Source organism: Pseudomonas taetrolens, from assembly GCF_900475285.1.
Lineage (GTDB): Bacteria > Pseudomonadota > Gammaproteobacteria > Pseudomonadales > Pseudomonadaceae > Aquipseudomonas > Aquipseudomonas taetrolens.
The window spans coordinates 3,106,032-3,131,125 of the sequence record NZ_LS483370.1; the positions used below are offsets into that span (position 1 = coordinate 3,106,032).

Genomic DNA, 25,094 nt, shown 5'->3' on the forward strand with positions numbered 1-25,094 from the left:
CATCTGGCTTTATCATTGCGACAGATTTGCTGACAGAGCCCACCATGAAATTTGCCATTGCCCTTTATTCAGCAGCCCATGCGCCCTCTTCCCGCCGCGCCCTGCGATTCGCCGAGGCTGCGCTGGCTGGCGGCCACGAGATTGTCCGGTTGTTCTTCTACCAGGACGGCATCCACAGCGCTTCGAACAACATCGTGGTACCACAGGACGAGCAAGATCTTGCCCGACAATGGGCGACGTTTGTCCGTGAGCATCAGCTCGACGGCGTGGTGTGCATTGCGGCGGCCCTGCGCCGCGGAGTGTTGAATGAAGAGGAAGCCGCGCGTTATCAGCGCCCGGCGGTCAACCTGGAGGCGCCGTGGGAGTTGTCCGGGCTGGGGCAATTGCACGACGCGATTCAATCCGCCGATCGACTGATCTGCTTCGGAGGGCCTTGAAATGCCTAAGTCGCTGTTGATTATCAGCCGTCAGGCACCCTGGGCGGGGCCCGGCGCCAAAGAAGCACTGGATATCGTGCTGGCGGGCGGTGCATTTGACCTGCCAATCGGCCTGATGTTTATGGATGACGGGGTGTTCCAGCTATTACCGGAGCAAAACGCCGCCGCGATTCAGCAAAAAAACCTGACGGCCAATCTGCAAGCCCTCTCCCTGTTCGGGGTGGATGAGCTGTATGCCTGCGCCCACAGCCTGGGCGAGCGCGGTATCTCGCCTGCTGCACTTGCTGTGGATGACGTCCGGGCGCTGTCGACAGAGGATGTCCGCGCACTCATTGACCGTTATGACCAGGTGATTACTCTCTGATGTCGACCTTACACGTTTTGAGTCACTCACCTTTCTCCGACACGCGCCTGGCCAGTTGCTTGCGCCTGCTTGGCGAGAATGACGGCCTGCTGCTCTGCGGCGATGCAGTCTATGCCTTGCAGCCCGACAGCAGCGCGCTTCAATGCCTCGAAAAGCGTATCGGTACGTTCAAGCTGTTTATGCTCGAGGAGGATCTTCTGGCGCGTCATCTTGAATGCCCGCAGTGGGCGACGGTCGTGGATTACCCCGCCTTCGTCGAGTTGTCGATTACTTATGACAAGGTCAACAGCTGGCTATGAATGCACTCATCCTCGACGACAAACAGATCGAGCTGGACAAAGACGGTTACCTGGTCGATCTCAATGACTGGTCCGTTGACGTCGCGCAGGCGCTGGCCGCGCAATCAGGGATTGAGTTGAGCCCAGAGCACTGGGAAATCCTGGAGCTGCTGCGCAGCTTCTATCAGGAGTTCCAGCTGTCTCCCGCCACTCGCCCGCTGATCAAGTACACCGCGCTGAAGCTGGGTGCAGAGAAAGGCAATAGCTTGCACCTCAACCGTCTGTTCAATGGCACTCCCGCCAAGCTCGCCGCCAAGCTGGCGGGACTCCCCAAGCCGACCAATTGCCTATGAACGCTCAAGCTCCGCTCACCCTTGAAACCCCGGCCGAACACCCTTTCGCACAATTCGTGCGCATCCTGGGCAAAGGCAAACGAGGTGCTCGCAACCTGACCCGTGAAGAAGCTCGCGAAGCAATGGGCATGCTGCTTGACGAAAAGACTGAAGACACCCAGCTGGGCGCCTTCCTGATGCTGCTGCGGCACAAGGAAGAAAGCCCTGAAGAAATGGCCGGCTTTACCGAAGCGGTGCGCGAACGTCTAATCGCGCCCACGCTCAACGTCGACATTGACTGGCCTACGTACGCAGGCAAAAAACGCCATCTGCCCTGGTATTTGCTGGCGGCCAAATGCCTGGCACAGAACGGCGTGCGCATTTTCATGCATGGCGGCGGGGCCCACACGGCGGGCCGGCTCTACAGCGAACAGTTACTCAGCGAACTTGCGATCCCGCTGTGCCGCGACTGGCAAAGCGTCGAGGCGGCACTGGACTCAGGCCACCTGGCCTTTATGCCGTTGCAGGACTGGGCCCCGCAGTTACAGCGCATGATCGATCTGCGCAACACCCTGGGCTTGCGCTCACCAATTCATTCGCTGGCGCGGATTCTGAACCCCCTGGGCGCACGCTGCGGCCTGCAAAGCATCTTCCACCCGGGCTACCAAAGCGTGCACCGTGAGGCCAGCGGCCTGCTGGGAGACAACAGCATCGTGGTCAAGGGCGACGGCGGCGAAGTCGAAATCAACCCGGACACCCTGAGCCATCTTTACGGGACTACTGCAGGCGTCAGCTGGGACGAGGAATGGCCTGCGCTGTCTTCACAGCGCCATGTCAAACCGGCATCCCTGGAACCTGGGCATCTCAAGGCCCTGTGGCGTGGCGAGGTCGAAGACAGCTACCCGCAACTGGCGCTTATTTCGACCATGGCCCTGGCCTTGCGTGGGCTGGGTACGCCGCGTGAACAAGCCTTTGAGCTGGCACAGCGCTATTGGGATAACCGCGACAAATCGATTTAACTGATAGTTAGCGCCCACGTTTTGCGCTATTCGTTCGAACCCAGCCCTTTAAACTGAACACCAAAGCACACCTGCCAAGGAGTTCACATGGGACTGTTAATCGATGGGCGCTGGCATGACCAGTGGTACGAAAGCAGTAAAGACGGGGCATTCCAGCGCGAACAGGCGCAGCGCCGTAACTGGGTGACCGTCGACGGCTCACCCGGGCCCACCGGCACCGGCGGCTTTGCGGCCCAGGCCGGACGCTATCACCTGTACGTGTCCCTCGCCTGCCCCTGGGCTCATCGCACCCTCATAACCCGCCGGCTCAAGGGACTTGAGTCGTTGATCGAGGTGTCTGTGGTCAGCTGGCTCATGCTCGAAAACGGCTGGACCTTCGACAAGGCCTTCGGCTCCAGCGGCGACCACCTCGATCCACTGGACTTCCTGCATCAGCGCTATACCCGAGACACTGCCGATTACACCGGCCGCGTCACCGTGCCCGTGCTCTGGGACAAACATCAGCAATGCATCGTCAGCAATGAGTCCGCCGACATCATTCGCATGTTCAACAGCGCGTTCGACGGCCTGACCGGCAACACGCTGGATCTTTATCCGTCAGCGTTGGCCCCACAGGTCGACAGCTGGAATGACAGGATTTATCCGGCGCTGAACAATGGGGTCTACAGGGCTGGCTTCGCCACATCACAATCCGCTTATGAACAGGCATTTGATGATGTTTTTCGCGAGCTTGAAGAGCTGGAACACCATCTGACAGAACATCGCTATCTAGCGGGTGAGTACTTAACTGAAGCGGACGTAAGGCTTTTCACTACCCTTATTCGTTTTGACGCGGTGTACTACAGCCATTTCAAATGCAATGAACGCCGCATTGTCGATTATCCAAACCTCTCCAACTGGCTCAGGGAGCTTTACCAGTGGCCTGGCGTAGCTCAAACCGTGGATATGACTCACATCAAAGGGCATTATTACGCCAGCCACCGCACGATTAACCCGACAGGCATCATTCCTAAAGGTCCGGCGCAGGACTTCAACGCGGCCCATGATCGCGCCCGTCTGGCCGGCAATGGCATCTGGCAGCAGTAACCGCGCAAACAGTGCTGGCATTCAGAGCTAGCCGTACGGGCTGCTGGCCAGTAGCATCGCCTGCACTGTTTACGAGAACACCTCATGCTTATTCCTTACGACCAGCTTGAACCCGAAACCCTCACCCGCCTGATCGAGGACTTCGTGAGCCGCGATGGCACTGACAACGGCGATGACACGCCTCAAGAAACCCGCGTGCTGCGGGTTCGGCACGCGCTGAGCAAAGGCCAGGCGGTGATTTTCTTCGACCTCGAAAGCCAGCAATGCCAGTTGATGCCCAAGCATGCGGTACCCAAGGAGTTCTTTGATTAGCGGGTGCTCAAGGACGAGTCCGGCACGCCTTTAGCCTCCTCATTTTTGATCCGCTCGTAGATTTCCGTTCGGTGCACACCTACATCTCGAGGGGCTTCGACGCCCAGGCGCACGTGGGCACCACTGACGCCAATGATGCGTACCTTAATGTTCTGGTCGATGGAAATATATTCGTCGATGGCACGGCTCAATATCAACATGGCTCTCATCCTTTTCGGTGGAGCCTCAAAGACTGCATCGCATGATCGAGCGCTTCAATCCCTACAAGAGAATTCAGTAGCGTCCTACACCTACCAGAGAATCTCCCTTCAGTTACTCGAAAAGCGTGGCCCCAGCAAAATGACGGTTGCGCCCAGCACGCATAAGCCGACCCCGACCCAGTCAGAGCTCAGTGGCCGAATACGCTCAACGACCGCCAGCCAGGCAATGGACGCGATGATGTAGGTGCCGCCATAGGCTGCATAGGCACGCCCGGCATAAGTGGCTTCAACCTTGGTCAGGAGCAAGGCAAACGCTGCCAGGCTCAATACCGCCGGCACCACCCACCATGCACTTTTGCCCTGGCGCAACCACATCCAGAACCCATAGCAGCCGGCTATTTCAAACACCGCAGCCAAAAAAAACCAAACATAATTAAGCATGCCGCAGCCCCCCAGGATTCAGCGCGCCACCCTACCCTTGCGCTGGAGGCTGATCAAGGCAAACGTATTCTTGGCGCAGCGAATATAAAGTTGAATCTTTTACCTGCCGGACCAGTCGGATTTTATAAGCACTGCCCAGCCTTGTACCTCAAGCAGCGCTCTGTAAATCCTGCGTGTTGGCGAAACGCATCAATAAGGAAATGACTATGACCACGATTCTGCTCATCATCCTGATCTTGCTGCTGGTAGGTGGCCTGCCCGTTTTCCCGCACTCAAAAAGCTGGGGGTACGGGCCGTCCGGGATTATTGGTGCCGTTCTGATTGTGCTGCTGGTCTTGCTCTTGCTCGGCAAGATATAACGGGCCCCGGCCCTGCCATTCAGCGCAATAAAAAAGAGGCCCAAGGGCCTCTTTTTTTATTGCGTCATGACTTACTTCGGATCTTCTACACCTGCGGTGTTATCCAGCAAGCTCTTGGTCGCGGTCTGCAGGAAGGATTCGAGCTTCTGCTTGAGCTCGGCCTCTGCCGGCGAACCGGTTACCACCTTGGCGCCAGCGTTGGCACCCAGGTTGTATTGCCACACTTTGCCCGGCATATCCTTGGGCTGAACCAGCATGTGGTCGCCACTGATGATGGCCACTGTCTGATCACTGCCCGACGGTTTGATAACGCCCGTGCCCTTATCGCCTTCCGGCAGGGTCAACAAGTCACGGCCCCAGCATTGCTGACGGAACTCGCCACCCAGTCGGCCCATGATGGTGGGCACGATGTCGACCTGAGTACCGACAGTGTCATTACGCAGTCCGAATTTTTCCTGGATACCAGGCCCGATCAGCAGCAATGGCACGTTGAAACGACCCAGATCCATCTCGGAAATCTGCTGCTCATTACCAAAGCCATGGTCACCGACCACTACAAACAGGGTTTCCTTGAAGTACGGTTCTTTACGCGCTTTCTCAAAGAACTGGCCCAATGCCCAGTCCGAATAGCGCATCGCGGTCAGGTGCATATTCAGCGGGCCACGGTCGGTCACGGGTTCGACCGGCAGCGGCGTTGGCAAGGCATACGGGGTGTGGTTGGACAGGGTTTGCAGCAGCGCATAGAACGGCTCTTTGCCTTCACGCTTCTTCAGCTCTTCCAGACCACGGTTGAACATATCCTGATCTGACACGCCCCACGTCGGGTCAGAGAACACCGGGTCAACGAAATCGTTGCGACCTACGAACGTAGTCATGCCCTGGTTGCTGAAGAAACCTGACTGGTTGTCCCAGGCGAAATCGCCGTTGTAGACATACACATCATCGAACTTGCGTGCACTGAGCAACTCCGGCAAGCCGGACAGTTTGTGGCTGCCTTCCGGGGTTTGCATCAGGTATTCAAAACCCGGCAAGTTCGGGAAGCAGGCCATGGTCGCAAACATACCCTGGTGTGTATGCGTACCGTTGGAGAAGAAGCGATCAAACAACAGGCCTTCTTTGGCCAGGTTGTCGAAATACGGCGTGATATTGCCAGGACGACCCAGCGCACCCACCGAATGGCCGGCGAAGCTTTCCATCAGGATCACGACAACGTTCTTGATCGGCAGGGTTTTCTCGTCAGGCGGCGTGGTATCACGGCGCACGGGCGCGGTGTCCGGGTCGACCAGTTTGTCGTGCTCGGTCAACAACATTTCACGAACCTTCTGCACAGCCACAGGCTCTTGCAGCGTGGCCTTCCAGACATTGGTACGGTCTTCGGAGAAACGGCTTTTCGCGGCAGCAATCAGCGACAGCGAGCCATTGAGCCCCAATTGGTTAGCGAAGTTGGAATCTGTTGTATACGCATCACCCCAACGCAGAGGAGGCCCCTGGCGCAAGGTGCCGCGAGCAGCAACTACACACACCAGCAACACCACGACGAACACGGCAACACGCCCGTACCACGGTGCCACGCCAACGTTGCTGCCGCCTGTGGCAGCGACTGCACTGGGACGGGTCAGGCGATCTGCACCGCGGAATGCAACGTACAGCACCAGTGTGCCCACAGCCCATGACAACAAATAGCGCACCACCGGGAAGCCATACCAGAGCATGCTCATGACGGTTTGCGGGTCTTCCTTCACATACTGGAAAACCAGACCGTTAAGGCGCTGGTGGAACTCACGGTAGAAATCCATCTCCATCAAGCCCAGGAACAGCGCCAGGCTGGAAGCGGCCGTTAGCCAGAAACGCAGCACACCGCGCTGGGTCATGGCCTTGACGCTGAGCACAGCCAGCAGCAGAGGGATGCTGAGGTACACCACAATTCTCAGGTCAAAACGAAGACCGTTGACGAACGCCTCGATGAAGGTCGAGGCCGGGGTGTCGAGGATCATTTCCTTGTTGTAAACCAGCAATGCCACCCGCAGCAGGGTGAACATCACCATCATGATCAAGGCACAGAGCAGCGTAAACGCCAGATGCGATTTGACGGTCGGTTGCAACACCCGCGAGAGCGCGGGTTGTTGTCTTGGGGCGTCCGGGATTGCCATGTCGTTTTAGGACCCATTGATTCGAGTTGAAGAAGCTTTTGATGTGCACAACCCTCGGCATCTACGCCCAAGGGCGTCGGTGTGCGGATGTGTGCGCGGCGGGCAAATGTTGCATGATCACCAGTGGTTTGCCACTGATGCTGTAAGAATTTTTACCCAACGTGTGGCTCGACACTGCGCTGGCACGACCCGTTCGGCATCTGCGAACACGCTTTGGCGTCGATATTTAGCGCGCGGATTGTCGTCAATAGCACGTGAAAATTTTGTCCAGAGGCTGTTTCCAAACACAAGAAAGGGCCTTTCGGCCCTTGCTTAATTGTTACTGGATTTTAATCGTTACCGGTTTGCTGCCCGCTCTGCAAAACAGCGTTCGGCACTGCACCGTCGCTGTTCGGCCACTTAAATGCGCACATTCCCTCGGGGGCCTGCGATGGCCCAAATAACCAGACCGAGCACCGGCAGGAAGATAATCAGCAACACCCAGAGGATTTTCGCCCCGGTTCCCGCACCGCTTTTGATCACATTGATGATCGCCCAGATATCCAGAGCCAGAATGATCAGGCCAATCAGTCCATTAAATGTAGAACCCATGATGACGCTCCTGAGTGAAGGCTGGTTCACATAGGATAGACAGCTATCACCAGGGTTCCGTTATTTATTGCAATGGCCCGGCCATCAAACGTGAACGGCGACCTTCAGGGCTTCCAGCGACGGCTGCGCAGCGATGCCCACGTGCGCGCACAGTTCGAGAACACGGGGTACGTCATTGCCGAATACCAGCACCACCTGAATGTCGTCATCCAGTGGCTGGCTCAGGTTCATCAGTACATAACCGCCGTTTTCGGGGTTCATGCTGCCCATCTGGATTTGAATCCGGTTAAGCGCCGTGAGCGCCTCGGTCTTGGCCAGTTGCTTGGGCTTGATATTGAACGCAACACCCGGACCGAACGACGCCATGATCTGTGCAAACAGATCCATGTAGGTGTCGGCCTGAAACAAAACCGTCTCCGGCAAGCTGCCGATCACCACCCACTCCCCCAACGGGATGGGAAAGCTGTCGTCGTAGTTGATGTCTGGATTGGCTGCCAGAAACGCCTCAGGATCGGCGTAAGCCTGAGCCGCTTCATCGGCGATCGCGGCGATTTCGTCGTCGCCCATGCACCCAGAACTGATTTTGCTGATGAGTTCAACGAGCGTGGTTTTCATGGGTATGACCTGTCACAAGGAAAATTGAGGGCGCGCAGGATATATCAATTGCGCCCCTCTTGGGTCATTGCCGTGAAGTGGCCGGCGACGATCAGCCCACGTATTTCTCGATCTGGGCGACCGCGTCGGTAGCGCCCATGGTCCTGGCCGCGTCCAGAGCCGTAATGCCATTGGCATCTTTGGCCTTCGGGTCGGCGCCTTTGCTGATCAGGTAGTCAATGATCGCCGTGCGATTGAACATTGCCGCCATCATCAATGCCGTGCGGCCATCAAACGATGCTCCCTCAACCTGAGCGCCTCCTTCCACAAGCGCCTTGACCATCTCCAGATCGCCTTTGAAGGCGGCGCCGGCAATCGGGCTCTGGCCGTTGTCATTGCGGACCTCGGGATCGGCCTTGTGTTCCAGCAAAACCTTAACGGCCTCGACGTGGCCGTGATAGCTGGCCAGCATCAATAAGGTATCGCCCTTGTGATTACGCAAGTTGGGCGGCAGCCCCTTGCTCAGCAAGGCTGCCAGCATGGCTGCATCACCTTCGCGGGCCTTGTTGAAAACCTGCTCGGCAAAGTCGGCGGCCTCTTCCGGAGTCATCTGCCGGGTTTGGTCTGCTGGCTTTTCATCTGACATGTGAGGCTCCACGTACGCTGCAAAAAAGAGCTAGTTTCCTGAGACCGCCGCCCTGTGTCATCCCTTTTTTATGGAAGACGGCGATAGCGACAATCAATCCACCCTGAAAATTCCATCCCCTTGAAATCAAATACGACAAAAATGGGCAAAATGCAGGATGCACGATGGCCACTCATGCAAAATGCACGACAGGTGACATGAGGATCTTTTTTAAGTTATTGATTTACAATGATTTTTTAAAACACGGATAGTGGCACAATCACTGCAACTCTTACTCCATGCAGCCCGCTGAGCAAATGGAGCTAGAAACATGAGCCTGATCCAAGAAAAATTCTCGTCGCTATTTACCAATCACACGGTAACGGTCAAACCCCGTCCGGATGGTGGTGTATTGCTCACTTTGTGCGACAGCGATGGCAAGCAGACACAGCGTTCGATCTCTTACGCCCAACTGCATACCGCTGAACAACTGACGTGGGTAATTAGCGCGATTCGTCGTGACCTGGCAGGTACTGCCAGTGAGCTTCCGTCAATTTCGCTGCTGCAAAGCCAACACCGCTTCGCCCTGCCGACCTATCACACTCGCTGATAGCGTAACGCAGGATGTAAAAAAGCCAGCAGGCGCGATCAGCGCCTGCTGGCTTTTTGCTGGATAACCTTAAAGCATGCCTGCTAGCTCCCGGCAAAGCAGCTCACTGCTCGTCGAGCCCCGGGAAACGGCGGGCGATGTCATCACCGGTGAAACTCACCCCACCGTCACCCGGGTTGTTGAACAGCCGGATAGCGACAAAATGCGGGCGTTCGCCCATGTCGAACCAATGCGGTGTACCCGCAGGTACCACAATCAGGTCGTTCTTCTCACACAGGGCTGCGTACACATAATCGCCAATATGCAGGGTAAATAACCCGCGACCGCTGACGAAGAAACGGACTACGTCTTCAGTTGTTCGATGCTCTTCAAGAAGCCCGGCGCGTAACTCGGCTTTTTGCGGATGGGCATCGTTGAGGCTGATGACGTCGACAGCGAGATAACCGCGCTCGGTCATCAATTGATCGATTTGCTCTCGATAAGCATCGATCACTTCGCCCTGGGTGGCATCCGGCCCTATCGGTGCGACCGCTTGCCAGCGTTCAAAGCGCACGCCCTGCTCCGCCAGCGTCGAGGCGATGTCATCCAGGTGGGTCAGTACTTTGTTGGGCAATTCTGGGGTCGAGACGTGATAAACGGACAGGCTGCTCATGGGGCGTTATTCCTCGGCTTCGATGACTTACAGGCTCAGGTGTGTGGCCTGTCCTCTTGCAGTCGGGCGGCAATGATAACGGCTGCAGCCAGCGCTGCGACGCTCGCCATACTAAAGGTGATAGTCGGGCCCAGCGTATTCCAGCTGTATCCGGCATAAAGGGCACCGGCCGCGCCGCCAATCCCGGCCAGTGTGGCGTACAGGGCCTGGCCCTGCCCTTGCTGACCGGGGCCGAAACTGCGCTGGACAAAGGCCATGGCCGACGCATGAAAACTGCCAAACGTGGCCGCGTGCAGCAATTGCGCCAGCAACAACACCCCCACATGCTCGGCAAACGAACCCAGCAAAAGCCAGCGCAATGCCGCCAGCATAAAGCTGAACATCAGTACCCGACGCACCGAAAACTTCAGCAGGATACGGCGCATGGCCAGGAACATCAGCACTTCAGCGACCACCCCCAAGGCCCAGAGCAAACCGATCACACCCCGGCTATAACCGAGGTTCTCAAGGTGCAGGGTCAGAAAGGTGTAATACGGACCGTGGCTCATCTGCATCAAGGCGACACAGCCATAAAACGCCAGCACGCCCGGGCTGCACAATTGCTCGAGAAAACCACCCGACAGCAGTTTGCGCCCCTGGCTCGAGGGCTGGGCATTGGGCACCCACAAACTGCACAGCACGATCCCGGCCATGACCACGATCAGTGCTACCGGGTAGATGTCCAGGCTCAGCCACTCGAACAGGCGTCCCAGAATCACCACCGTGAGGATGAATCCAATCGACCCCCACAAGCGCACCTGGCTGTAACGCTCGGGCTGCTCACGTAAGTGGGCAAAGGTGATGACTTCGAATTGCGGCAATACGGCATGCCAGAAAAACGCGTGCAACGCCATGACCAGCGCTAGCCAGGCATAGCTCTGGCTGACAAAGATCAAGGCAAAGCTGAGCAACGTGCACAACGCGCCCAGGCGTACGATCAGCAGGCGCTGGCCGGTGTAGTCTCCCAGCCAGCCCCACAAGTTGGGGGCGACGCAGCGCATCAGCATGGGAATGGCCACCAACTCGCCAATCCGCGCACTGGAGAACCCGAGGTGATGGAAATACAGCGCCAGAAAAGGCGCTGTAGCACCGAGCAGGGCGAAATAGAAAAGATAGAAGCCCGACAACCGCCAGTAAGGAAGTGCTGCCACCGTCGTCAGACCGTGGCGCTCAACAGACCTTTCATTACAGCTGGCCCAGTACGGGGGTGCTCACGCGCACATCGGCATTTTGCCCACGATGGCGCAGCAGATGATCCATCAGCACAATGGCCATCATTGCCTCGGCAATCGGCGTGGCCCGAATGCCGACGCACGGGTCATGGCGGCCCTTGGTGATCACATCAACCGGGCTGCCATGCACATCGATCGAGCGCCCTGGGGTGGTGATGCTCGACGTAGGCTTGAGGGCCAAGTGCGCCACGATCGGTTGCCCGGACGAAATACCGCCCAGAATCCCGCCCGCGTTATTACTGAGGAAACCTTCAGGGGTCATCTCGTCGCGGTGTTCAGTGCCGCGCTGGGCGACGCTGGCAAAGCCCGCACCGATTTCGATGCCCTTGACCGCGTTGATGCTCATCAGGGCATGGGCCAGTTCAGCGTCCAGACGGTCGAAAATCGGCTCGCCCAGGCCTGGGATCACACCTTCTGCCACCACGGTGATCTTGGCACCTACGGAGTCCTGGTCGCGACGCAGTTGATCCATGTAGGCCTCAAGTTCCGGCACCTTGTCCGGATCGGGGCTGAAGAAGGCATTTTCTTCGACCGAGTCCCAGGTTTTGAACGGGATTTCAATCGGACCCAACTGGCTCATGTAGCCACGAATCACAATGCCCTGGGTCGCCAGGTATTTTTTCGCGATGGCACCGGCCGCCACCCGCATGGCGGTTTCACGCGCCGAACTGCGACCACCGCCGCGGTAGTCACGCTCGCCATACTTGTGGTGATAGGTGTAGTCGGCGTGGGCCGGGCGGAACAGGTCCTTGATCGCCGAGTAGTCCTTGGACTTCTGGTCGGTATTGCGAATCAGCAGGCCGATGGCACAACCGGTGGTGCGCCCTTCGAACACGCCGGAGAGGATTTCGACTTCGTCTGCTTCCTGGCGCTGCGTGGTATGGCGGCTGGTGCCCGGCTTGCGTCGATCCAGATCGCGCTGCAAGTCGTCGAGGGACAGCTCAAGCCCTGGCGGGCAGCCATCGACAATGGCGACCAACGCCGGGCCATGGCTTTCGCCAGCGGTAGTGACAGTGAACAGCTTGCCGTAGGTATTGCCGGACATGCAGGGCGCTCCGCGAAAATCAGCCGAAAAACTCAGCCTGGATAACTAAGCGCGCCAGTATACGCAGGCTGCCTCTGTAGTTCATCCTCGAACCTTATCCATCCGGGTCTGTCCAACCGGCACTTAGTCAATGATGGCGTGATGATGCTGCGAATTATCTTTCTGGTTTTAACGCTGTTCGGCACCCAGGCCATGGCCGCCGCCCCCAATGTATTACTGCGTCCCATCGAGCTGGAAACCGGCTCCGGCACGCTGTATGGCTCGCTGATGCTGCCAAAAAGTACCCGACCGGTGCCGGTGGTGCTGATTCTGGCCGGCTCCGGCCCCACCGACCGCGACGGCAACAATACCCAGGGCGGGCGCAACGACAGCCTGAAAAAGCTGGCCCGCCACCTGGCGCAAAACAACATCGCCAGCGTGCGCTTCGACAAGCGCGGCATCGCCCAAAGTGTGGCGGCAGGCCCCGACGAACGCACCCTGAGCCTGGACCAATACGTCACCGACGCCGTGGCCTGGGGCCAGAAACTGAAAAGTGACACGCGTTTCGGCGATGTGTATGTGCTGGGGCACAGCGAAGGCGCGCTGATCGCCAGCCTGACGGCCCCTCAAATCAACGCCGCCGGCGTCATCTCCATTGCGGGCACCGGGCGCCCGGTCGGCACGGTGCTGCGTGAACAATTGCAGCGCAACCGCCTGCCACCTGCCCTGCTGCAACGCAGCTATGAATTGATCGACGGGCTCGAGGCCGGGCGCACAGACCCTGACGTGCCCAATGATCTGAAAGTGATCTTCCGGCCCAGCGTTCAGCCGTACTTGATCAGCCTGTTGCGCCGTGATCCGGCGGCGGCTTTCGCGGCACTGAAAATGCCTGCACTGATTATTCAGGGCACCCACGACATCCAGGTCGATGTCGACGATGCCCGCCGGCTCAAGGCAGCCAAACCAGACGCCGAGCTGACGCTGATCGACGGTATGAACCATGTAATGCGCATCGTACCGATGGACATGAAGCGCCAGGTCCAGTCCTACAACGACCCCAACCAGCGCTTGTCCAGCGAGCTTAATGATCGAATTGTGCGCTTCATCACTAAAGTGAGCGCCAAGTAAGCGTTTGCCCCTCCAGTCTTGCCCGCAGCGGCCGATAAACCTGTGTCGGCGGCCATTGCCTTGTCGACATACCGGGCAAGCACAGGATTCTGCCGTTATGAGCGACAACCCATCAAACCCCGCCGGGCCTGAAGCACCGGTCATGCCCGAGGCCCCGCCGCTGCCTTGGGCAGACGTGCAGCCCGAACATTTCAAGATGCTGCGCCTGGCCCCCCTGCAAACCGATCGCAGTACGGGCGCCCGCCCCCTGCGCTTCGTGCAGTTCGGCTATGCCGAGCGCAACAACGCAGAGCACAGCTTGTTGCGCATGAACATCCAGCTGCCCAACCAGCGGGTGCGCAAAGAGCAAAATCATCTGGACGTCTGGGTCGACCACACCACCCACCGCATCCGCGTCCGCCCTGACAGCGGCTTGCAGCTTGAACCCCTGAATCGCGGCGTCGGGCGCTTCCTGATGGCCCAGGGCATTCAATGGGCGCAAAAAAGATGGTCGCACTATCGCTTTGACAGCATGCTCTTGCCCAGCAAGGACGCCTTGAATGAAGACGCCCGACTGCGCCGCGATCACAGCTTGCGCACCCAAGGGTTTGATGTGGTATATGCCGACGCTCAGCACCTGAAGTCGCATATCGAAGACGTGCAGGCCGGCGAATTATTCGACGCCTGGAACAGCGAAAAGCTGCAACTGATCGACATTCTTGAGGCCGCGCAGATGCTTCAACAGGCAGAACAGAACTTGCTGGAAATGGAAGTAAAACTGCGGGAGAAAGAAGAAAGAATCAGCCGGTTCCAGCGCGAAGACACCGGTTTGCGTTTCACCATCACCTGCCTGGTAGCGTTCGCCGTATTCCAGGCCGGGCTGTTGATCTGGATTGCGACCCACCGCTAGCGAAGACGTGTGCATCGCCTTTAGAGACACTGCTGCTCGTTAAACACTCGGCAGCGGCTACTGGCATTCGTAGCCGTTGCCGAGCGCAGCAGTCGTCAGTTTTACGGCCGCTGCACAGCCGGACGCCGCCTTCGGCAGCGGCTACACATCAGATACGGGCAGCAAACAACGCCTGATGTTCGCGGCATTGTTCAGCAGTGAGCATGAACACCCCATGACCGCCGCGCTCGAATTCAAGCCAGGCAAAGTCGACCTCAGGGTACAGAGACTCGACATGCACCTGGCTGTTGCCCACTTCAACGATCAATAAACCCTTGTCGGTCAGATGATCAGCCGCCTCGGCCAGCATGCGGCGAACCAGATTCAGCCCGTCATCCCCACAGGCCAGGCCCAGTTCAGGCTCATGCTGGTATTCAGCCGGCATGTCGGCGAAATCTTCGGCGTCGACATAGGGCGGGTTGGAGACGATCAGGTCGAAGCGCTGACCCGGCAGACCGTCGAAGCCATCACCCTGAACGGTGTACACACGCTCATCGACACCATGGCGCTCAATGTTCTGATTGGCGACTTCAAGGGCTTCGTATGACAGATCGGCCAGTACCACTTCAGCGTTCTGGAACTCATAGGCGCAGGCGATACCGATGCAGCCCGACCCCGTGCACAGGTCAAGAATCCGCGCAGGCTCGGCGGCCAGCCAGGGCTCGAAACGGTTTTCGATCAACTCGCCAATCGGCGAACGCGGGATCAATACGCGCTCGTCAACGATGAACGACATGCCGCAAAACCAGGCTTCGCCCAACAGATAGGCGGTCGGGATACGCTCTTCGATACGGCGCTTGAGCAAATGTTGCAGATTGACCAGTTCGTCGTCTTCCAGACGGCAATCCAGATAACTGTCCGCGATTTCCCACGGCAGGTTCAGTGCACCTAACACCAACTGGCGGGCTTCGTCCCAAGCGTTATCGGTACCATGACCAAAGAACAGCTCTTCCCCATGAAAGTGGCTAACGGCCCAGCGAATATGGTCGCGCAAAGTGCGCAGGCGGGAAGTGATCAATGGTCTTACTCCTCAAAATCGACCGATGATTCTAACAGCCAAATCCCGACGCGGCCAAAGTTGTGCCGGGCGGTTGCTCAGCTGTAGCCAAAGAGCGTAAGTTCCGCCATAAAAAATCGTACCATCGTTCCATTTCGTACATTTTTTGGTTCTACTGCTAGCGCTTGACATCGCTGCAGCCCAGCAACCATCACGCTTACACGACTGGCCATTCACATAAGCGCTCCGCCAGTGGAGAATGTCGCAAAAGCCCCACCTGAAGGAGCCCCCGAATGCCCGCTTTAAAGACGATGTTTCAACTCACTGGACGTGGTTATGCCGCTGCCAGCCTGAGTAATGCCAGCCTGCTGATCATTGATGCGCAAAATGAATACCTGAGCGGGCCATTGGCCTTGTCCGGAATGGAAGCTGCCACTGCCAACATCGCCCTTTTGCTCGAAGCTGCCCGCAAGGCCAAGCGCCCCGTGGTTCACATCCGTCACCTGGGCACCGTGGGCGGCATGTTCGACCCCCAGGGCGAACGCGGCAACTTCATCAAAGGCCTGGAACCTCAGGGCGATGAACTGATCATCGAAAAACGCATGCCCAACGCCTTCAACGACACCGGCCTGCAAAAAACCCTGGAAAACCTCGGTTCGCTGGATGTCATCGTATGCGGCTTCATGAGCCACTCCAGCGTCAGCACCACCGTTCGCGCCGCCAAGGACTATGGCTTGCGGTGCACCCTGGTCGAAGACGCCTGCGCAACCCGCGACCTGCCGACCCCGGACGGCGGCGTGATCAGCGCACAACAGGTGCAAAGAACCGAAATGGCTATCATGAACGACAACTTCGCGACCCTGACACTGACCCGGAATTTGATCTGATCTGACACGGCCCCGGACAGGCGGCATGCTTGACCTGCCTGTCCAGGATCCACCTACAGTTGTATGCCTGCGGTCTATTTCAGTGCATGCAAGGAACAACCCGCCCATGTTCCTGTCGAAGGGCCGATACCCTACAAGGAAAAATCGGAATGAAGATCTCCGATGGTTTTGATGCTCGGCGCTTGCGCCCCAAATCCCATGGCAACTGGCGATCACGCCTGGTACTGATATTTTCTGCGCTGCTCGCCCTGTTCGGCGCACTGCTGTTACTGGCGGGCTTGATCAGCCTGGTTAGCCAACCCGCCGCCCTGGGCGATCTCAATGCCAGCCCGGCCGGCACGACGCTGGTACTGGTATGCGGCTTGCTGATCTTCTGGCTGGGTGTCTGGCTATGGCGGCGGCGCCGTCGGCAAATGCGCCAGCCGTTCGGGCTGAACATGGCCCCACACCTGATGAAAAAACGCGACTGAAGCAGATCCACCGCACGCCGGTCGTCGACTTGGGTAAACTGTGCGCCCTTCGCGGAGGCTGACATGCAAGACGACGATTTTTCCCTGTTCAAAAACGAGATTCGCGGTGTCAAACCGATCAAGCATGATCGGGCCGACACCGGCAAACCCAAAGCTGATCGGGCACAACTGGCCAAGCTGCGCCAATCGGCCACCGTGCGCTCCAACGAGACCATCATCGACGGTTTGTCAGACCAGTTCGTGATTGATGTCGGCCCCGAAGACTCACTCATCTGGTCGCGTGACGGCGTGCAGGAAAGCCAGATGCGCAAGCTCAAACTGGGCCAGATCGGCTTCGAAGGCAGCCTCGATCTGCACGGCATGAGTGTTGAAAAAGCCCGCGAGACCCTCTGGGAATTCCTCACCGAGGCCACCCGCCTCGAAGTACGCTGTGTGCGCGTCACCCACGGCAAGGCCGTGCGCCTGGACGGCAAGCGCCCCATGATCAAAAGCCACGTCAATACCTGGCTGCGCCAGCATTCACAGGTGCTGGGCTTCTGCTCATGCCAGGCCAGACATGGCGGCGCAGGGGCGGTTTACGTCATGCTCAAGCGCACCATGATGGACGGTCGCGACGAGTGAGCCGTGTCACCACACTTGCAGCGCCGCGCCAGCCCCCGTACCCTTGCTCTTTGCGAAAAATCCCACAGGTAGATTAATGTCCCTGGAACAAAACTACACCGCCATCCTCGGTCAGCTTGGCGAAGACGTCTCCCGTGAAGGCCTGCTGGACACGCCAAAGCGTGCCGCCAAGGCCATGCAGTATCTTTGCCGCGGCTACGAACAAACCCTCGAAGAAGTCACCAACGGTGCCTTGTTCAGCTCCGACAACAGCGAAATGGTGCTGGTCAAGGACATCGAGCTCTACTCGTTGTGCGAACACCACATGCTGCCGTTTATCGGCAAGGCCCACGTTGCTTATATTCCGAGCGGCAAGGTGCTGGGCCTGTCGAAAGTGGCACGCATCGTCGACATGTACGCCCGTCGCCTGCAGATCCAGGAAAACCTCAGCCGCCAGATCGCCGACGCGGTGATGCAAGTCACCGGTGCCCTGGGCGTTGCCGTGGTGATTGAAGCCAAGCACATGTGCATGATGATGCGCGGTGTCGAGAAGCAAAATTCGTCGATGATCACTTCGGTGATGCTGGGTGAGTTCCGCGAAAATGCGGCCACCCGCAGCGAGTTTCTCAGCCTGATCAAGTAATTCCTGTCCCAAAAAGAACCGGCGCTCATCGCCGGTTTTTTTTCGCCTGCCATTTTCAGGTAAGCTGCGGCCCTTCTTTACTCGCCCATGAGGCTACTACTGTGTTTATCAAAGCGCTTCGCGTAGGCCTGGGTCAGCTGATCATCGCTGGCGATTTCGTCACCCGCCCCAGCAAAAAACAGCGCCCCGCCGCCGCCCAGGCACAGGTCGATCAAGCCGCCAAAGGCCTGACCCTGTACCAGTTCCATGCATGTCCGTTCTGTGTAAAAACCCGCCGTACCCTGCGCCGCCTGAATGTGCCGGTGGCGCTGCGTGACGCCAAAAACAATGCTCAGGACCGCCAGACCCTGCTGGAGCAAGGTGGCAAGATCAAAGTGCCTTGTCTGCGCATTGAGGAAGATGGCAAGACCACCTGGATGTACGAATCCAAGGTCATCATCGATTACCTGAACCAGCGGTTTGCCAACGTTTAAACGCCCTCCCTCACTCACCAGTCTGGCGGGTGCCGGACAGGGATTTACCGCTGGCGCGCACAAAAAAACCGGCACCAGGCCGGTTTTTTTGCAGGTGCAGGTCACTCAGTCGAGCATCGCCACATGCCGCGGATGACTCGCCACACGCGCCAGCCAGGCCTGAATCGCCGGGTAGCCGCTCAGATCGAAGCCCCCTTGGTGCGCCACATGGGTGTACGCGTACAGGGTCACGTCCGCAATCGAGTAGTGCTCACCCACGAGGTACGGTGTGCGCGCCAGTTGTTGCTCCATCACGGTCAGCGCCCGGTAGCCCCGCTTTTGCAGCTTGCGGTATTCCTCAAGCCGCTCTTCAGGCAACCCCAGATAGAACTGAATGAACCTGGCCACCGCGATGTAAGGCTCATGGCTGTATTGCTCGAAAAACTGCCACTGCAGGACCTGAGTGCGCAAACGCGCCTCTGACGGCAAGAACTCGCTACCATCAGCCAGGTAATTGAGAATCGCATTGGACTCCCACAGGCAGGTGCCGTCTTCCAGTTCCACGACCGGAACTTTGCCGTTCGGGTTTTTCGCGAGGAATTCCGGGGTCTGCGTTTCGCCCTTGAGAATGTCCACCGGCTGCCATTCATACTCAAGCCCGAGCAAATGCAGCATCAGCTTGATTTTGTAGCAGTTCCCCGAGTTGTAATCGCCATAAACCTTGAGCATCGTGACTCCTTTAAGCTGCCTGGGCAGCCTGTGCCTGGCGGATCACGTTGGCCAGACGCTTGAGGCCCTCGTGCAAACGCGCAGGATCGATGTGGCTGAAGTTCAAGCGCAGACTGCCAGTGTTCTGGTCCGGCTCGGCAAAGAACGGTTCGCCCGGCATGAACGCAACGTTTTGCTCCAGCGCAGGCTTGAGCAAGGTCCGGGTGTCCAGAGGCTGTTTGAGGGTCAGCCAGAAGAATAATCCCCCCTGCGGCACGTGCCAGTCGGCCAGATCCGAAAAGTGCTCTTCCAGCGCCAGCTGAAACCCGTCGCGGCGTACGCGATAGAAATCACGCAGCTCCGCCAGGTGAGTCCGCATTTTCTCAGTGCCGATCCACTGCAAGGCTTGCCATTGACCGACACGGTTGGTGTGCAGGTCGGCCGATTGTTTGAGGCGCAACAAATGCGGGAACAGGTCCGGGCTGGAAATCAGGAAACCGACACGCAAGCCTGGCAGCAGGGTTTTGGACACGGTGCCGGTGTAGATCCAGCTGGCTTTCTTCAGGCGGCTGACGATCGGGGTCGCACTGCCGCCATCGAAGTTCAGCTCACGGTAGGGTTCGTCTTCGATCAGCGTTACGCCGAACTCGTCGAGCAAGGCGGCGACAGCGTCACGCTTGGCTTCGCTGTAGCGCACGGCAGACGGGTTCTGGAAGGTCGGGATCAGGTAGATGAACGCCGGGTTGTGTTTTTCCAGCTCGCGACGCAGCGCCGCCAGGTCCGGGCCATCCGCCTGCAGCGGGAAGCTCAGGCACTCGGCACCGAACAGTTGGAAAATTTGCAGCGCCGCCAGGTAGGTCGGAGCTTCGAGCATGATCTCGGTGCCCTTGTCGATGTACAGCTTGGCTGCCAGATCAAGCGCCTGTTGCGAACCGCTGAGCACCATGACCTGGCTCGCGTCGCAATCAACGCCCAGGGCACGGGCTTCAGCCGCCAGCACTTCACGCAGCGCCGGCTCGCCTTCGCTCATGCCGTACTGCCCCATCGAAGCTGGCATATCGCTCCAGTCGACCTTGGGCAACATCGCTTCTGCCGGCAGGCCGCCAGCAAAGGACATGACTTCCGGACGTTGGGCCGCAGCCAGAATTTCGCGAATCAAAGAGCTTTTCAGGCGGGAAACACGTTCGGAGAAGGCCATACAGATCACCGGTAGCGGAAGTAATTGGAAATAAGTCAAACTGATTGACCGAAATTACGCCGCGAAGCCTAGATACGTCAATATGCTTGACCTTAAAAATCCGACCACTCAGCGCGCCGCCATGGAAGCCTTCTTCTTTGGCTATCAAGCATTTACCGCCAAAGCGGATGAGATGCTGGCCCGTCGTGGGCTCAGTCGGGTGCATCAGCGCATTGTGTTTTTTATCGCCCACTACCCCGGCTTGAGCGTCAAGGAGCTGCTGACCTTGCTGGGCGTCAGCAAGCAGGCGCTGAACACGCCCTTGCGTCAACTGATCGAGATGAACCTGGTACGCAGCGTGGCCCCCGAGACCGACAAGCGCAAGCGCCTGCTGGAATTGACGGTGGATGGCGTGCGCTTCGAAAAAAACCTTCGGCGCGAGCAGGTCAGGCTGCTGCAACGGGTCTTCGGCCAGGCCGGTGAAGAAGCTGTGAACGGCTGGTTGACGATCAATCAGGCGCTCGGACAAAGCCGTTTGTCCTGAACCAGCAAAGACCAGCCCCAATAACTGAAAACAATACTTGCTTTATTTGTATACAAACGCATAAATCACTTGGCCCGGCAATGGCGCGGGGCGTTTGTACATGGAGGAAGTGATGAGTCTGGAAACCTGGCTGCTGTTCAGCAGCGCCGCCCTGGTGGTCATCCTGATCCCCGGGCCTTTGTCGTTATTGATGATCAGCAACAGCTTGAACTACGGCTTGCGTCGCTCGTTCCCTGCGTTTTTGGGCGGAGTGATCGCTTCGATCTGCTTGCTCAGCGCCTCGGCGCTGGGGCTGGGTGCCTTGTTGCTGGCCTCGGAGCAATTGTTCAGCGTGCTTAAAATCGTGGGTGCGCTGTACCTGTTCTATCTGGCCTGGCAAAGCTGGAAACAATCGCGCCAGCCGGCCACCGCAGCACAAGTACCTGAAGCTGCACCCAAACCGCGCTTTAGTGCCCTGTTTGGGCGCGCTTTTGTGCTCGGCGCCAGCAATCCAAAAGACATTCTGTTCTTTGCAGCTTTTTTGCCGCAGTTCCTGAACCCTGACCAGCCCTTCCTCCCGCAATTGCTGGTGATGATCGCCACCTGGACTGTGCTCGACCTGCTGTGCAAGCTGGCTTACGGCCTTGGCGCCCATGGGGCCGCAGGTTACCTGCGCAGCGGCAAGGGCCAGGGCTGGTTCAACCGGATCAGCGCCGGACTGTTCAGCCTGGCCGGTACCGCGTCACTGCTGAGTCGCTAACCATTGATACCCCTCTGTAGGAGCGAGCCTGCTCGCGATGCCTGAGTGATCTCAGCAAGGCTATCGCGACCAGGCTCGCCCCTGCAGGCCTGGGGAATTCACGCAAAAAAAAGCCCGCAGTGTGAGCGGGCAAAAACCACATGCGCAGATCGAGAGAACCCTAACTTCCGCGATAGGTCGAGTAGCTGTAAGGCGAGATCAGCAGGGGCACGTGGTAATGCGACTGCTCGGCATTGATGCCGAAACGCAGCACCACCACATCCAGAAATGCCGGTTCCGGCAACTCAACACCGCGGGCCCGGTAATAATCTCCTGCACTGAACTGCAACTGATAAACCCCGGAGCGGTAGTCATCGCCCTCCAGCAATGGCGTGTCGCAACGACCGTCGCTGTTGGTCAGCGCCGTTGCCATCCGTGTCAGCTGTGAACCTTCAACCCGATAGAGCTCAACCTTGATCGAGCTGCCAGGGCACCCGTGTGCGGCATCCAAAACGTGAGTAGTCAAACGTCCCATTGATTCTGCGTGCCTGGTCAGTGATCACCGGCCCAGACCTCGCGCCTCCTGAAGTCAATTGATAAGAGTCACCGTAAAGGCCGCCATCCCCTCTGAACACTCAGGTCTGCGGCAATGTCACGATTAAGACATTTATTAAAAAAATTGTACACAATTAAAATGGCAATTTTCCGCAACCCTTGCGTGGCATACCTCACAGGCGTTTATCCACCAAAGCCGCAGAGCCCATAGACTTTATATTCATAAGCTGACCGATCAGGCAGGTTTCTTGCAAGTACCTTTTTGGTACAGGGCATGATAAAAATGCAAAAAAACAGGCTTACAAAGTGTTTATAAAGTTGTATACAATCAGGCCATCGCAGTGACGCCAGGTCTGGCCGATCGACTGTTAACACGAACAATAAGGATGACTGTAGTGAGCGCTGACTACCCACGCGACCTGATTGGTTACGGTCCCACCCCTCCGCACCCGCATTGGCCGGACAACGCCCGTATCGCCCTCTCGTTTGTACTCAACTACGAAGAAGGCGGTGAGCGCAACATCCTCCATGGCGACAAAGAATCTGAAGCCTTTCTCTCGGAAATGGTCTCGGCGCAACCGCTGCAAGGCGAGCGCAACATGAGCATGGAATCGCTTTACGAATACGGTAGCCGCGCCGGTGTCTGGCGGGTGCTCAAGCTGTTTCGCGAGTTCGATATTCCACTCACCGTCTTCGCCGTCGCTATGGCCGCCCAGCGCCATCCGGACGTCATTCGGGCCATGGTCGCTGCAGGGCACGAGATTTGCAGCCACGGTTACCGCTGGATCGACTACCAGTACATGGATGAAGCCCAGGAGCGTGAACACATGCTCGAGGCCATTCGCATCCTCACCGAAATCAGCGGCGAGCGTCCGCTGGGCTGGTACACCGGCCGCACGGGGCCCAACACCCGGCGCCTGGTCATGGAAGAAGGCGGCTTTATGTACGACTCGGACACCTATGACGATGACCTGCCGTACTGGGAACCGAACAACCCGACCGGCAAGCCGCACCTGGTGATCCCGTACACCCTCGACACCAACGACATGCGCTTCACCCAGGTACAGGGATTCAATACCGGCGAGCAGTTTTTCCAGTACCTCAAGGATGCTTTCGATGTGCTTTATGCCGAAGGTGCCGAGGCCCCGAAAATGCTCTCGATCGGCTTGCATTGCCGCTTGATCGGGCGCCCTGCCCGCCTCGCGGCCCTCAAGCGTTTTATTGAGTACGCCAAGGGGCATGAGCAGGTGTGGTTCACGCGCCGGATCGATATTGCCCGCCACTGGCAAGCTACCCACCCTTTTAATGCAGAGGCCTCGAAATGAGCCGCTTCAAGACCCTCACACCTTCGACTCTGAGCCGTGAAGCGTTCGTCGAGGCCTTTGCCGATATCTACGAGCACTCGCCCTGGGTCGCGGAAAAGGCCTGGGACCTGGGCCTGGATGCCAGCGTCGATCAGATCGAGAGTCTGCACCAGCGCATGAGTGACATTTTGTTGAGCGCCGATCACGCCAGCCAGCTGGCGCTGATCAATGCTCACCCGGACCTGGCCGGCAAAGCTGCCGTCCAGGGCCAACTGACCGAAGCCAGCACTCACGAACAAGCGGGCGCCGGTATTCACCACTGCACGGCCGAAGAGTTCCAGCGCTTCACCGAGCTGAACGAAGCCTACAAAGCCAAGTTCAAGTTTCCCTTCATCATGGCGGTAAAAGGCAGCGACCGGCACCAGATCCTCGCCGCGTTCGAGACACGCATCCACAACCCGGCAGACGCCGAGTTCAAATGCGCGTTGGCAGAAATCAACAAAATCGCCCTGTTCCGATTACTCCAGCTCTAAGCCAAGCCGGCACCTGCCGACGACGCATCTCCAGCCACTTATTTAAAGGCAGACAAGAAGAATGAAAGCTTACGCCGTACCTTTCGAGAAGTTCGTTAACCTGGCCGACGCCCGTCTGGGCACCAAGATTATCTCGGTGACCGATGACTGGTTCGCTGACGCCAACCGGATGTTCCAGCCGACCCCGGCCGTATGGAAGGAGGGCGTTTTCGATGATAACGGCAAGTGGATGGACGGCTGGGAGTCACGCCGCAAGCGCTTCGAAGGCTACGACAGCGCGGTGATCCGCCTGGGCGTACCCGGCTCGATCAAAGGCGTGGACATCGATACTTCATTCTTCACCGGCAACTTCCCGCCGTCTGCTTCACTCGAAGCCTGCTTCCTGGCCTCGGGCGAACCTACCGAAACCACTGAGTGGGTTGAAGTACTGTCGGCTGTCGAGCTGCAAGGCAACAGCCATCACTACCACGAGATCAACAATGACCAGGCGTTCAGTCACCTGCGTTTCAATATCTACCCGGACGGCGGTGTAGCGCGTCTGCGGGTGTATGGCGTGCCGTTCCGTGACTGGACCGCCGTAGGCGACAACGAACTGGTCGACCTTGCAGCCGCCCTGAATGGTGGCCGCGCCCTCGCCTGCTCCGACGAACACTTCGGCCGCATGAGCAACATCCTCAACCCGGGCCGAGGCATCAACATGGGCGACGGCTGGGAAACCGCACGCCGCCGTACGCCGGGCAATGACTGGGTCATCGTCGCATTGGGCCATGCCGGCGAGATCGAAAAAATCGTCGTCGACACCCTGCACTTCAAAGGGAACTACCCGGACAGCTGCTCGATCCAGGGCGCATTTGTCAAAGGTGGCACCGACAGCCAGATAGAAACCCAAAGCCTGTTCTGGCGTGAATTGCTGCCGAGCCAAAAGCTCGAAATGCACGAAGAGCACAGCTTCAGCGAACAGATCAAAGCCCTGGGCCCGATCACTCATATTCGCTTGAACCTGTTCCCGGACGGTGGTGTGAGCCGCCTGCGCATCCTGGGCAAAATCGCAAAATAATGCCGCGACTGTAGCCGCTGTCGCAGCCTTGGGCAGCGGCTACAGAAT

At 58.1% G+C, this 25,094-nt stretch carries 34 protein-coding genes; 21 read left to right on the top strand and 13 right to left on the bottom strand.

Annotation, left to right across the window (positions count from 1 at the left end; translation table 11 throughout):
- Positions 1-44: 44 nt before the first annotated feature.
- The 7 genes from tusD (at position 45) to DQN55_RS14280 (ending at position 3,828) form a co-directional block, all read left to right on the top strand.
- Entirely contained in the window at positions 45-437 is a 393-nt protein-coding gene (gene tusD / locus DQN55_RS14250) for a sulfurtransferase complex subunit TusD (RefSeq protein WP_048383110.1), read from the top strand.
- 1 nt (position 438) lies between these two features.
- Positions 439-801, top strand: coding sequence for a sulfurtransferase complex subunit TusC (tusC, locus tag DQN55_RS14255; RefSeq protein ID WP_048383109.1), 363 nt, complete (start codon positions 439-441; stop codon positions 799-801).
- Entirely contained in the window at positions 801-1,100 is a 300-nt protein-coding gene (tusB, locus tag DQN55_RS14260; RefSeq protein ID WP_048383108.1) for a sulfurtransferase complex subunit TusB, read from the top strand. Before tusC ends, tusB begins: the two co-directional genes overlap by 1 nt.
- Positions 1,097-1,432: a TusE/DsrC/DsvC family sulfur relay protein gene (locus DQN55_RS14265; RefSeq protein ID WP_048383107.1), complete on the top strand. Its 336-nt coding sequence runs from the start codon at positions 1,097-1,099 to the stop codon at positions 1,430-1,432. Before tusB ends, DQN55_RS14265 begins: the two co-directional genes overlap by 4 nt.
- The gene (locus DQN55_RS14270) at positions 1,429-2,430 is read left to right on the top strand and encodes a glycosyl transferase family protein (protein ID WP_048383106.1); all 1,002 of its coding nucleotides are present in this window, start codon (positions 1,429-1,431) and stop codon (positions 2,428-2,430) included. Before DQN55_RS14265 ends, DQN55_RS14270 begins: the two co-directional genes overlap by 4 nt.
- A gap of 87 nt (positions 2,431-2,517) precedes the next feature.
- Positions 2,518-3,516, top strand: a complete 999-nt coding sequence (locus DQN55_RS14275) for a glutathione S-transferase family protein (protein WP_048383105.1) — start codon at positions 2,518-2,520, stop codon at positions 3,514-3,516.
- An 84-nt stretch (positions 3,517-3,600) separates the two neighbouring features.
- Entirely contained in the window at positions 3,601-3,828 is a 228-nt protein-coding gene (locus DQN55_RS14280; RefSeq protein WP_048383104.1) for a YheU family protein, read from the top strand.
- Here the strand turns inward: DQN55_RS14280 and csrA are convergent.
- Together csrA and DQN55_RS14290 are read right to left on the bottom strand one after the other, a co-directional pair.
- Positions 3,825-4,028, bottom strand: coding sequence for a carbon storage regulator CsrA (csrA, locus tag DQN55_RS14285; protein WP_048383103.1), 204 nt, complete (start codon positions 4,026-4,028; stop codon positions 3,825-3,827). The genes DQN55_RS14280 and csrA overlap by 4 nt on opposite strands.
- A gap of 108 nt (positions 4,029-4,136) precedes the next feature.
- On the bottom strand, positions 4,137-4,469 hold the full coding sequence (locus DQN55_RS14290) for a YnfA family protein (RefSeq protein WP_048383102.1): 333 nt from the start codon (positions 4,467-4,469) through the stop codon (positions 4,137-4,139).
- 200 nt (positions 4,470-4,669) lie between these two features.
- On the opposite strand from DQN55_RS14290, the gene DQN55_RS14295 reads away from it, so the two are divergent.
- Entirely contained in the window at positions 4,670-4,828 is a 159-nt protein-coding gene (locus tag DQN55_RS14295; protein WP_162199359.1) for a DUF3309 family protein, read from the top strand.
- A 71-nt stretch (positions 4,829-4,899) separates the two neighbouring features.
- Here DQN55_RS14295 and DQN55_RS14300 read toward each other — a convergent pair whose 3' ends face one another.
- The 4 genes from DQN55_RS14300 to DQN55_RS14315 form a co-directional block, all read right to left on the bottom strand.
- The gene (locus tag DQN55_RS14300) at positions 4,900-6,978 is read right to left on the bottom strand and encodes an LTA synthase family protein (protein ID WP_048383100.1); all 2,079 of its coding nucleotides are present in this window, start codon (positions 6,976-6,978) and stop codon (positions 4,900-4,902) included.
- A 399-nt stretch (positions 6,979-7,377) separates the two neighbouring features.
- The gene (locus DQN55_RS14305) at positions 7,378-7,569 is read right to left on the bottom strand and encodes a PLDc N-terminal domain-containing protein (protein WP_048383099.1); all 192 of its coding nucleotides are present in this window, start codon (positions 7,567-7,569) and stop codon (positions 7,378-7,380) included.
- 84 nt (positions 7,570-7,653) lie between these two features.
- On the bottom strand, positions 7,654-8,184 hold the full coding sequence (locus DQN55_RS14310; protein ID WP_048383098.1) for a hypothetical protein: 531 nt from the start codon (positions 8,182-8,184) through the stop codon (positions 7,654-7,656).
- A gap of 91 nt (positions 8,185-8,275) precedes the next feature.
- The gene (locus tag DQN55_RS14315) at positions 8,276-8,809 is read right to left on the bottom strand and encodes an ankyrin repeat domain-containing protein (RefSeq protein ID WP_048383097.1); all 534 of its coding nucleotides are present in this window, start codon (positions 8,807-8,809) and stop codon (positions 8,276-8,278) included.
- Between the two features lie 310 nt (positions 8,810-9,119).
- Here DQN55_RS14315 and DQN55_RS14320 point away from each other — a divergent pair, with 310 nt between their 5' ends.
- Positions 9,120-9,398 (top strand): DUF3509 domain-containing protein, encoded by a 279-nt coding sequence (locus DQN55_RS14320; RefSeq protein ID WP_048383096.1) that lies wholly within the window; start codon positions 9,120-9,122, stop codon positions 9,396-9,398.
- A gap of 103 nt (positions 9,399-9,501) precedes the next feature.
- Here DQN55_RS14320 and DQN55_RS14325 read toward each other — a convergent pair whose 3' ends face one another.
- The 3 genes from DQN55_RS14325 to aroC are packed head-to-tail and all read right to left on the bottom strand — an operon-like array spanning position 9,502 to position 12,366.
- On the bottom strand, positions 9,502-10,050 hold the full coding sequence (locus tag DQN55_RS14325; protein ID WP_048383095.1) for a 1,2-dihydroxy-3-keto-5-methylthiopentene dioxygenase: 549 nt from the start codon (positions 10,048-10,050) through the stop codon (positions 9,502-9,504).
- A 35-nt stretch (positions 10,051-10,085) separates the two neighbouring features.
- On the bottom strand, positions 10,086-11,240 hold the full coding sequence (locus DQN55_RS14330) for an MFS transporter (protein WP_048383094.1): 1,155 nt from the start codon (positions 11,238-11,240) through the stop codon (positions 10,086-10,088).
- Positions 11,241-11,274: 34 nt separating this feature from the next.
- Positions 11,275-12,366, bottom strand: coding sequence for a chorismate synthase (aroC, locus tag DQN55_RS14335; protein ID WP_048383093.1), 1,092 nt, complete (start codon positions 12,364-12,366; stop codon positions 11,275-11,277).
- Between the two features lie 141 nt (positions 12,367-12,507).
- On the opposite strand from aroC, the gene DQN55_RS14340 reads away from it, so the two are divergent.
- Positions 12,508-13,473: an alpha/beta hydrolase gene (locus DQN55_RS14340; RefSeq protein WP_048383092.1), complete on the top strand. Its 966-nt coding sequence runs from the start codon at positions 12,508-12,510 to the stop codon at positions 13,471-13,473.
- A 97-nt stretch (positions 13,474-13,570) separates the two neighbouring features.
- The gene (locus tag DQN55_RS14345; RefSeq protein WP_048383091.1) at positions 13,571-14,362 is read left to right on the top strand and encodes a hypothetical protein; all 792 of its coding nucleotides are present in this window, start codon (positions 13,571-13,573) and stop codon (positions 14,360-14,362) included.
- A 148-nt stretch (positions 14,363-14,510) separates the two neighbouring features.
- On the opposite strand, the gene prmB is transcribed toward DQN55_RS14345, so the two are convergent.
- A complete protein-coding gene (gene prmB, locus DQN55_RS14350; protein WP_048383090.1) occupies positions 14,511-15,419 on the bottom strand; it encodes a 50S ribosomal protein L3 N(5)-glutamine methyltransferase in 909 nt (302 codons plus the stop codon).
- Positions 15,420-15,691: 272 nt separating this feature from the next.
- Here prmB and DQN55_RS14355 point away from each other — a divergent pair, with 272 nt between their 5' ends.
- The 5 genes from DQN55_RS14355 (at position 15,692) to DQN55_RS14375 (ending at position 18,471) form a co-directional block, all read left to right on the top strand.
- Positions 15,692-16,285, top strand: coding sequence for a cysteine hydrolase family protein (locus DQN55_RS14355; RefSeq protein ID WP_048383089.1), 594 nt, complete (start codon positions 15,692-15,694; stop codon positions 16,283-16,285).
- A gap of 149 nt (positions 16,286-16,434) precedes the next feature.
- Positions 16,435-16,755 (top strand): hypothetical protein, encoded by a 321-nt coding sequence (locus tag DQN55_RS14360; protein WP_048383088.1) that lies wholly within the window; start codon positions 16,435-16,437, stop codon positions 16,753-16,755.
- Between the two features lie 63 nt (positions 16,756-16,818).
- Positions 16,819-17,376 carry a Smr/MutS family protein gene (locus DQN55_RS14365; RefSeq protein ID WP_048383087.1) on the top strand — a complete coding sequence of 186 codons (558 nt, stop codon included), beginning with the start codon at positions 16,819-16,821 and terminating at the stop codon, positions 17,374-17,376.
- 76 nt (positions 17,377-17,452) lie between these two features.
- A complete protein-coding gene (folE, locus tag DQN55_RS14370) occupies positions 17,453-17,998 on the top strand; it encodes a GTP cyclohydrolase I FolE (protein WP_048383086.1) in 546 nt (181 codons plus the stop codon).
- 101 nt (positions 17,999-18,099) lie between these two features.
- Positions 18,100-18,471, top strand: coding sequence for a glutathione S-transferase N-terminal domain-containing protein (locus DQN55_RS14375; RefSeq protein WP_048383085.1), 372 nt, complete (start codon positions 18,100-18,102; stop codon positions 18,469-18,471).
- A 105-nt stretch (positions 18,472-18,576) separates the two neighbouring features.
- Here DQN55_RS14375 and DQN55_RS14380 read toward each other — a convergent pair whose 3' ends face one another.
- Entirely contained in the window at positions 18,577-19,179 is a 603-nt protein-coding gene (locus tag DQN55_RS14380) for a glutathione S-transferase family protein (RefSeq protein ID WP_048383084.1), read from the bottom strand.
- A 10-nt stretch (positions 19,180-19,189) separates the two neighbouring features.
- Positions 19,190-20,356 (bottom strand): aminotransferase-like domain-containing protein, encoded by a 1,167-nt coding sequence (locus DQN55_RS14385; RefSeq protein WP_048383083.1) that lies wholly within the window; start codon positions 20,354-20,356, stop codon positions 19,190-19,192.
- Between the two features lie 82 nt (positions 20,357-20,438).
- Between DQN55_RS14385 and DQN55_RS14390 the strand changes: the two genes are divergently transcribed.
- Positions 20,439-20,879, top strand: coding sequence for a MarR family winged helix-turn-helix transcriptional regulator (locus DQN55_RS14390; protein ID WP_048383082.1), 441 nt, complete (start codon positions 20,439-20,441; stop codon positions 20,877-20,879).
- A gap of 112 nt (positions 20,880-20,991) precedes the next feature.
- Positions 20,992-21,618 (top strand): LysE family translocator, encoded by a 627-nt coding sequence (locus DQN55_RS14395; protein ID WP_048383081.1) that lies wholly within the window; start codon positions 20,992-20,994, stop codon positions 21,616-21,618.
- 160 nt (positions 21,619-21,778) lie between these two features.
- Here DQN55_RS14395 and uraH read toward each other — a convergent pair whose 3' ends face one another.
- Positions 21,779-22,132 (bottom strand): hydroxyisourate hydrolase, encoded by a 354-nt coding sequence (uraH, locus tag DQN55_RS14400; protein ID WP_048383080.1) that lies wholly within the window; start codon positions 22,130-22,132, stop codon positions 21,779-21,781.
- Between the two features lie 415 nt (positions 22,133-22,547).
- Between uraH and puuE the strand changes: the two genes are divergently transcribed.
- From puuE to alc, 3 genes are all read left to right on the top strand, one after another.
- Entirely contained in the window at positions 22,548-23,477 is a 930-nt protein-coding gene (gene puuE / locus DQN55_RS14405) for an allantoinase PuuE (RefSeq protein ID WP_048383079.1), read from the top strand.
- Positions 23,474-23,989, top strand: a complete 516-nt coding sequence (gene uraD / locus DQN55_RS14410) for a 2-oxo-4-hydroxy-4-carboxy-5-ureidoimidazoline decarboxylase (protein ID WP_048383078.1) — start codon at positions 23,474-23,476, stop codon at positions 23,987-23,989. The genes puuE and uraD overlap by 4 nt, the downstream gene beginning before the upstream one ends.
- A gap of 61 nt (positions 23,990-24,050) precedes the next feature.
- Positions 24,051-25,046, top strand: a complete 996-nt coding sequence (alc, locus tag DQN55_RS14415) for an allantoicase (RefSeq protein WP_048383077.1) — start codon at positions 24,051-24,053, stop codon at positions 25,044-25,046.
- Positions 25,047-25,094 lie beyond the last annotated feature (48 nt).

What these genes read in the sequence shown, in the direction of transcription:
- tusD (WP_048383110.1), top strand. Translation starts at nt 45, where the DNA reads ATGAAATTTGCCATTGCCCTTTATTCAGCAGCCCATGCGCCCTCTTCC.
- tusC (WP_048383109.1), top strand. Translation starts at nt 439, where the DNA reads ATGCCTAAGTCGCTGTTGATTATCAGCCGTCAGGCACCCTGGGCGGGG.
- tusB (WP_048383108.1), top strand. Translation starts at nt 801, where the DNA reads ATGTCGACCTTACACGTTTTGAGTCACTCACCTTTCTCCGACACGCGC.
- DQN55_RS14265 (WP_048383107.1), top strand. Translation starts at nt 1,097, where the DNA reads ATGAATGCACTCATCCTCGACGACAAACAGATCGAGCTGGACAAAGAC.
- DQN55_RS14270 (WP_048383106.1), top strand. Translation starts at nt 1,429, where the DNA reads ATGAACGCTCAAGCTCCGCTCACCCTTGAAACCCCGGCCGAACACCCT.
- DQN55_RS14275 (WP_048383105.1), top strand. Translation starts at nt 2,518, where the DNA reads ATGGGACTGTTAATCGATGGGCGCTGGCATGACCAGTGGTACGAAAGC.
- DQN55_RS14280 (WP_048383104.1), top strand. Translation starts at nt 3,601, where the DNA reads ATGCTTATTCCTTACGACCAGCTTGAACCCGAAACCCTCACCCGCCTG.
- csrA (WP_048383103.1), bottom strand. Translation starts at nt 4,028, where the DNA reads ATGTTGATATTGAGCCGTGCCATCGACGAATATATTTCCATCGACCAG.
- DQN55_RS14290 (WP_048383102.1), bottom strand. Translation starts at nt 4,469, where the DNA reads ATGCTTAATTATGTTTGGTTTTTTTTGGCTGCGGTGTTTGAAATAGCC.
- DQN55_RS14295 (WP_162199359.1), top strand. Translation starts at nt 4,670, where the DNA reads ATGACTATGACCACGATTCTGCTCATCATCCTGATCTTGCTGCTGGTA.
- DQN55_RS14300 (WP_048383100.1), bottom strand. Translation starts at nt 6,978, where the DNA reads ATGGCAATCCCGGACGCCCCAAGACAACAACCCGCGCTCTCGCGGGTG.
- DQN55_RS14305 (WP_048383099.1), bottom strand. Translation starts at nt 7,569, where the DNA reads ATGGGTTCTACATTTAATGGACTGATTGGCCTGATCATTCTGGCTCTG.
- DQN55_RS14310 (WP_048383098.1), bottom strand. Translation starts at nt 8,184, where the DNA reads ATGAAAACCACGCTCGTTGAACTCATCAGCAAAATCAGTTCTGGGTGC.
- DQN55_RS14315 (WP_048383097.1), bottom strand. Translation starts at nt 8,809, where the DNA reads ATGTCAGATGAAAAGCCAGCAGACCAAACCCGGCAGATGACTCCGGAA.
- DQN55_RS14320 (WP_048383096.1), top strand. Translation starts at nt 9,120, where the DNA reads ATGAGCCTGATCCAAGAAAAATTCTCGTCGCTATTTACCAATCACACG.
- DQN55_RS14325 (WP_048383095.1), bottom strand. Translation starts at nt 10,050, where the DNA reads ATGAGCAGCCTGTCCGTTTATCACGTCTCGACCCCAGAATTGCCCAAC.
- aroC (WP_048383093.1), bottom strand. Translation starts at nt 12,366, where the DNA reads ATGTCCGGCAATACCTACGGCAAGCTGTTCACTGTCACTACCGCTGGC.
- DQN55_RS14340 (WP_048383092.1), top strand. Translation starts at nt 12,508, where the DNA reads ATGATGCTGCGAATTATCTTTCTGGTTTTAACGCTGTTCGGCACCCAG.
- DQN55_RS14345 (WP_048383091.1), top strand. Translation starts at nt 13,571, where the DNA reads ATGAGCGACAACCCATCAAACCCCGCCGGGCCTGAAGCACCGGTCATG.
- DQN55_RS14355 (WP_048383089.1), top strand. Translation starts at nt 15,692, where the DNA reads ATGCCCGCTTTAAAGACGATGTTTCAACTCACTGGACGTGGTTATGCC.
- DQN55_RS14360 (WP_048383088.1), top strand. Translation starts at nt 16,435, where the DNA reads ATGAAGATCTCCGATGGTTTTGATGCTCGGCGCTTGCGCCCCAAATCC.
- DQN55_RS14365 (WP_048383087.1), top strand. Translation starts at nt 16,819, where the DNA reads ATGCAAGACGACGATTTTTCCCTGTTCAAAAACGAGATTCGCGGTGTC.
- folE (WP_048383086.1), top strand. Translation starts at nt 17,453, where the DNA reads ATGTCCCTGGAACAAAACTACACCGCCATCCTCGGTCAGCTTGGCGAA.
- DQN55_RS14380 (WP_048383084.1), bottom strand. Translation starts at nt 19,179, where the DNA reads ATGCTCAAGGTTTATGGCGATTACAACTCGGGGAACTGCTACAAAATC.
- DQN55_RS14385 (WP_048383083.1), bottom strand. Translation starts at nt 20,356, where the DNA reads ATGGCCTTCTCCGAACGTGTTTCCCGCCTGAAAAGCTCTTTGATTCGC.
- DQN55_RS14390 (WP_048383082.1), top strand. Translation starts at nt 20,439, where the DNA reads ATGCTTGACCTTAAAAATCCGACCACTCAGCGCGCCGCCATGGAAGCC.
- DQN55_RS14395 (WP_048383081.1), top strand. Translation starts at nt 20,992, where the DNA reads ATGAGTCTGGAAACCTGGCTGCTGTTCAGCAGCGCCGCCCTGGTGGTC.
- uraH (WP_048383080.1), bottom strand. Translation starts at nt 22,132, where the DNA reads ATGGGACGTTTGACTACTCACGTTTTGGATGCCGCACACGGGTGCCCT.
- uraD (WP_048383078.1), top strand. Translation starts at nt 23,474, where the DNA reads ATGAGCCGCTTCAAGACCCTCACACCTTCGACTCTGAGCCGTGAAGCG.
- alc (WP_048383077.1), top strand. Translation starts at nt 24,051, where the DNA reads ATGAAAGCTTACGCCGTACCTTTCGAGAAGTTCGTTAACCTGGCCGAC.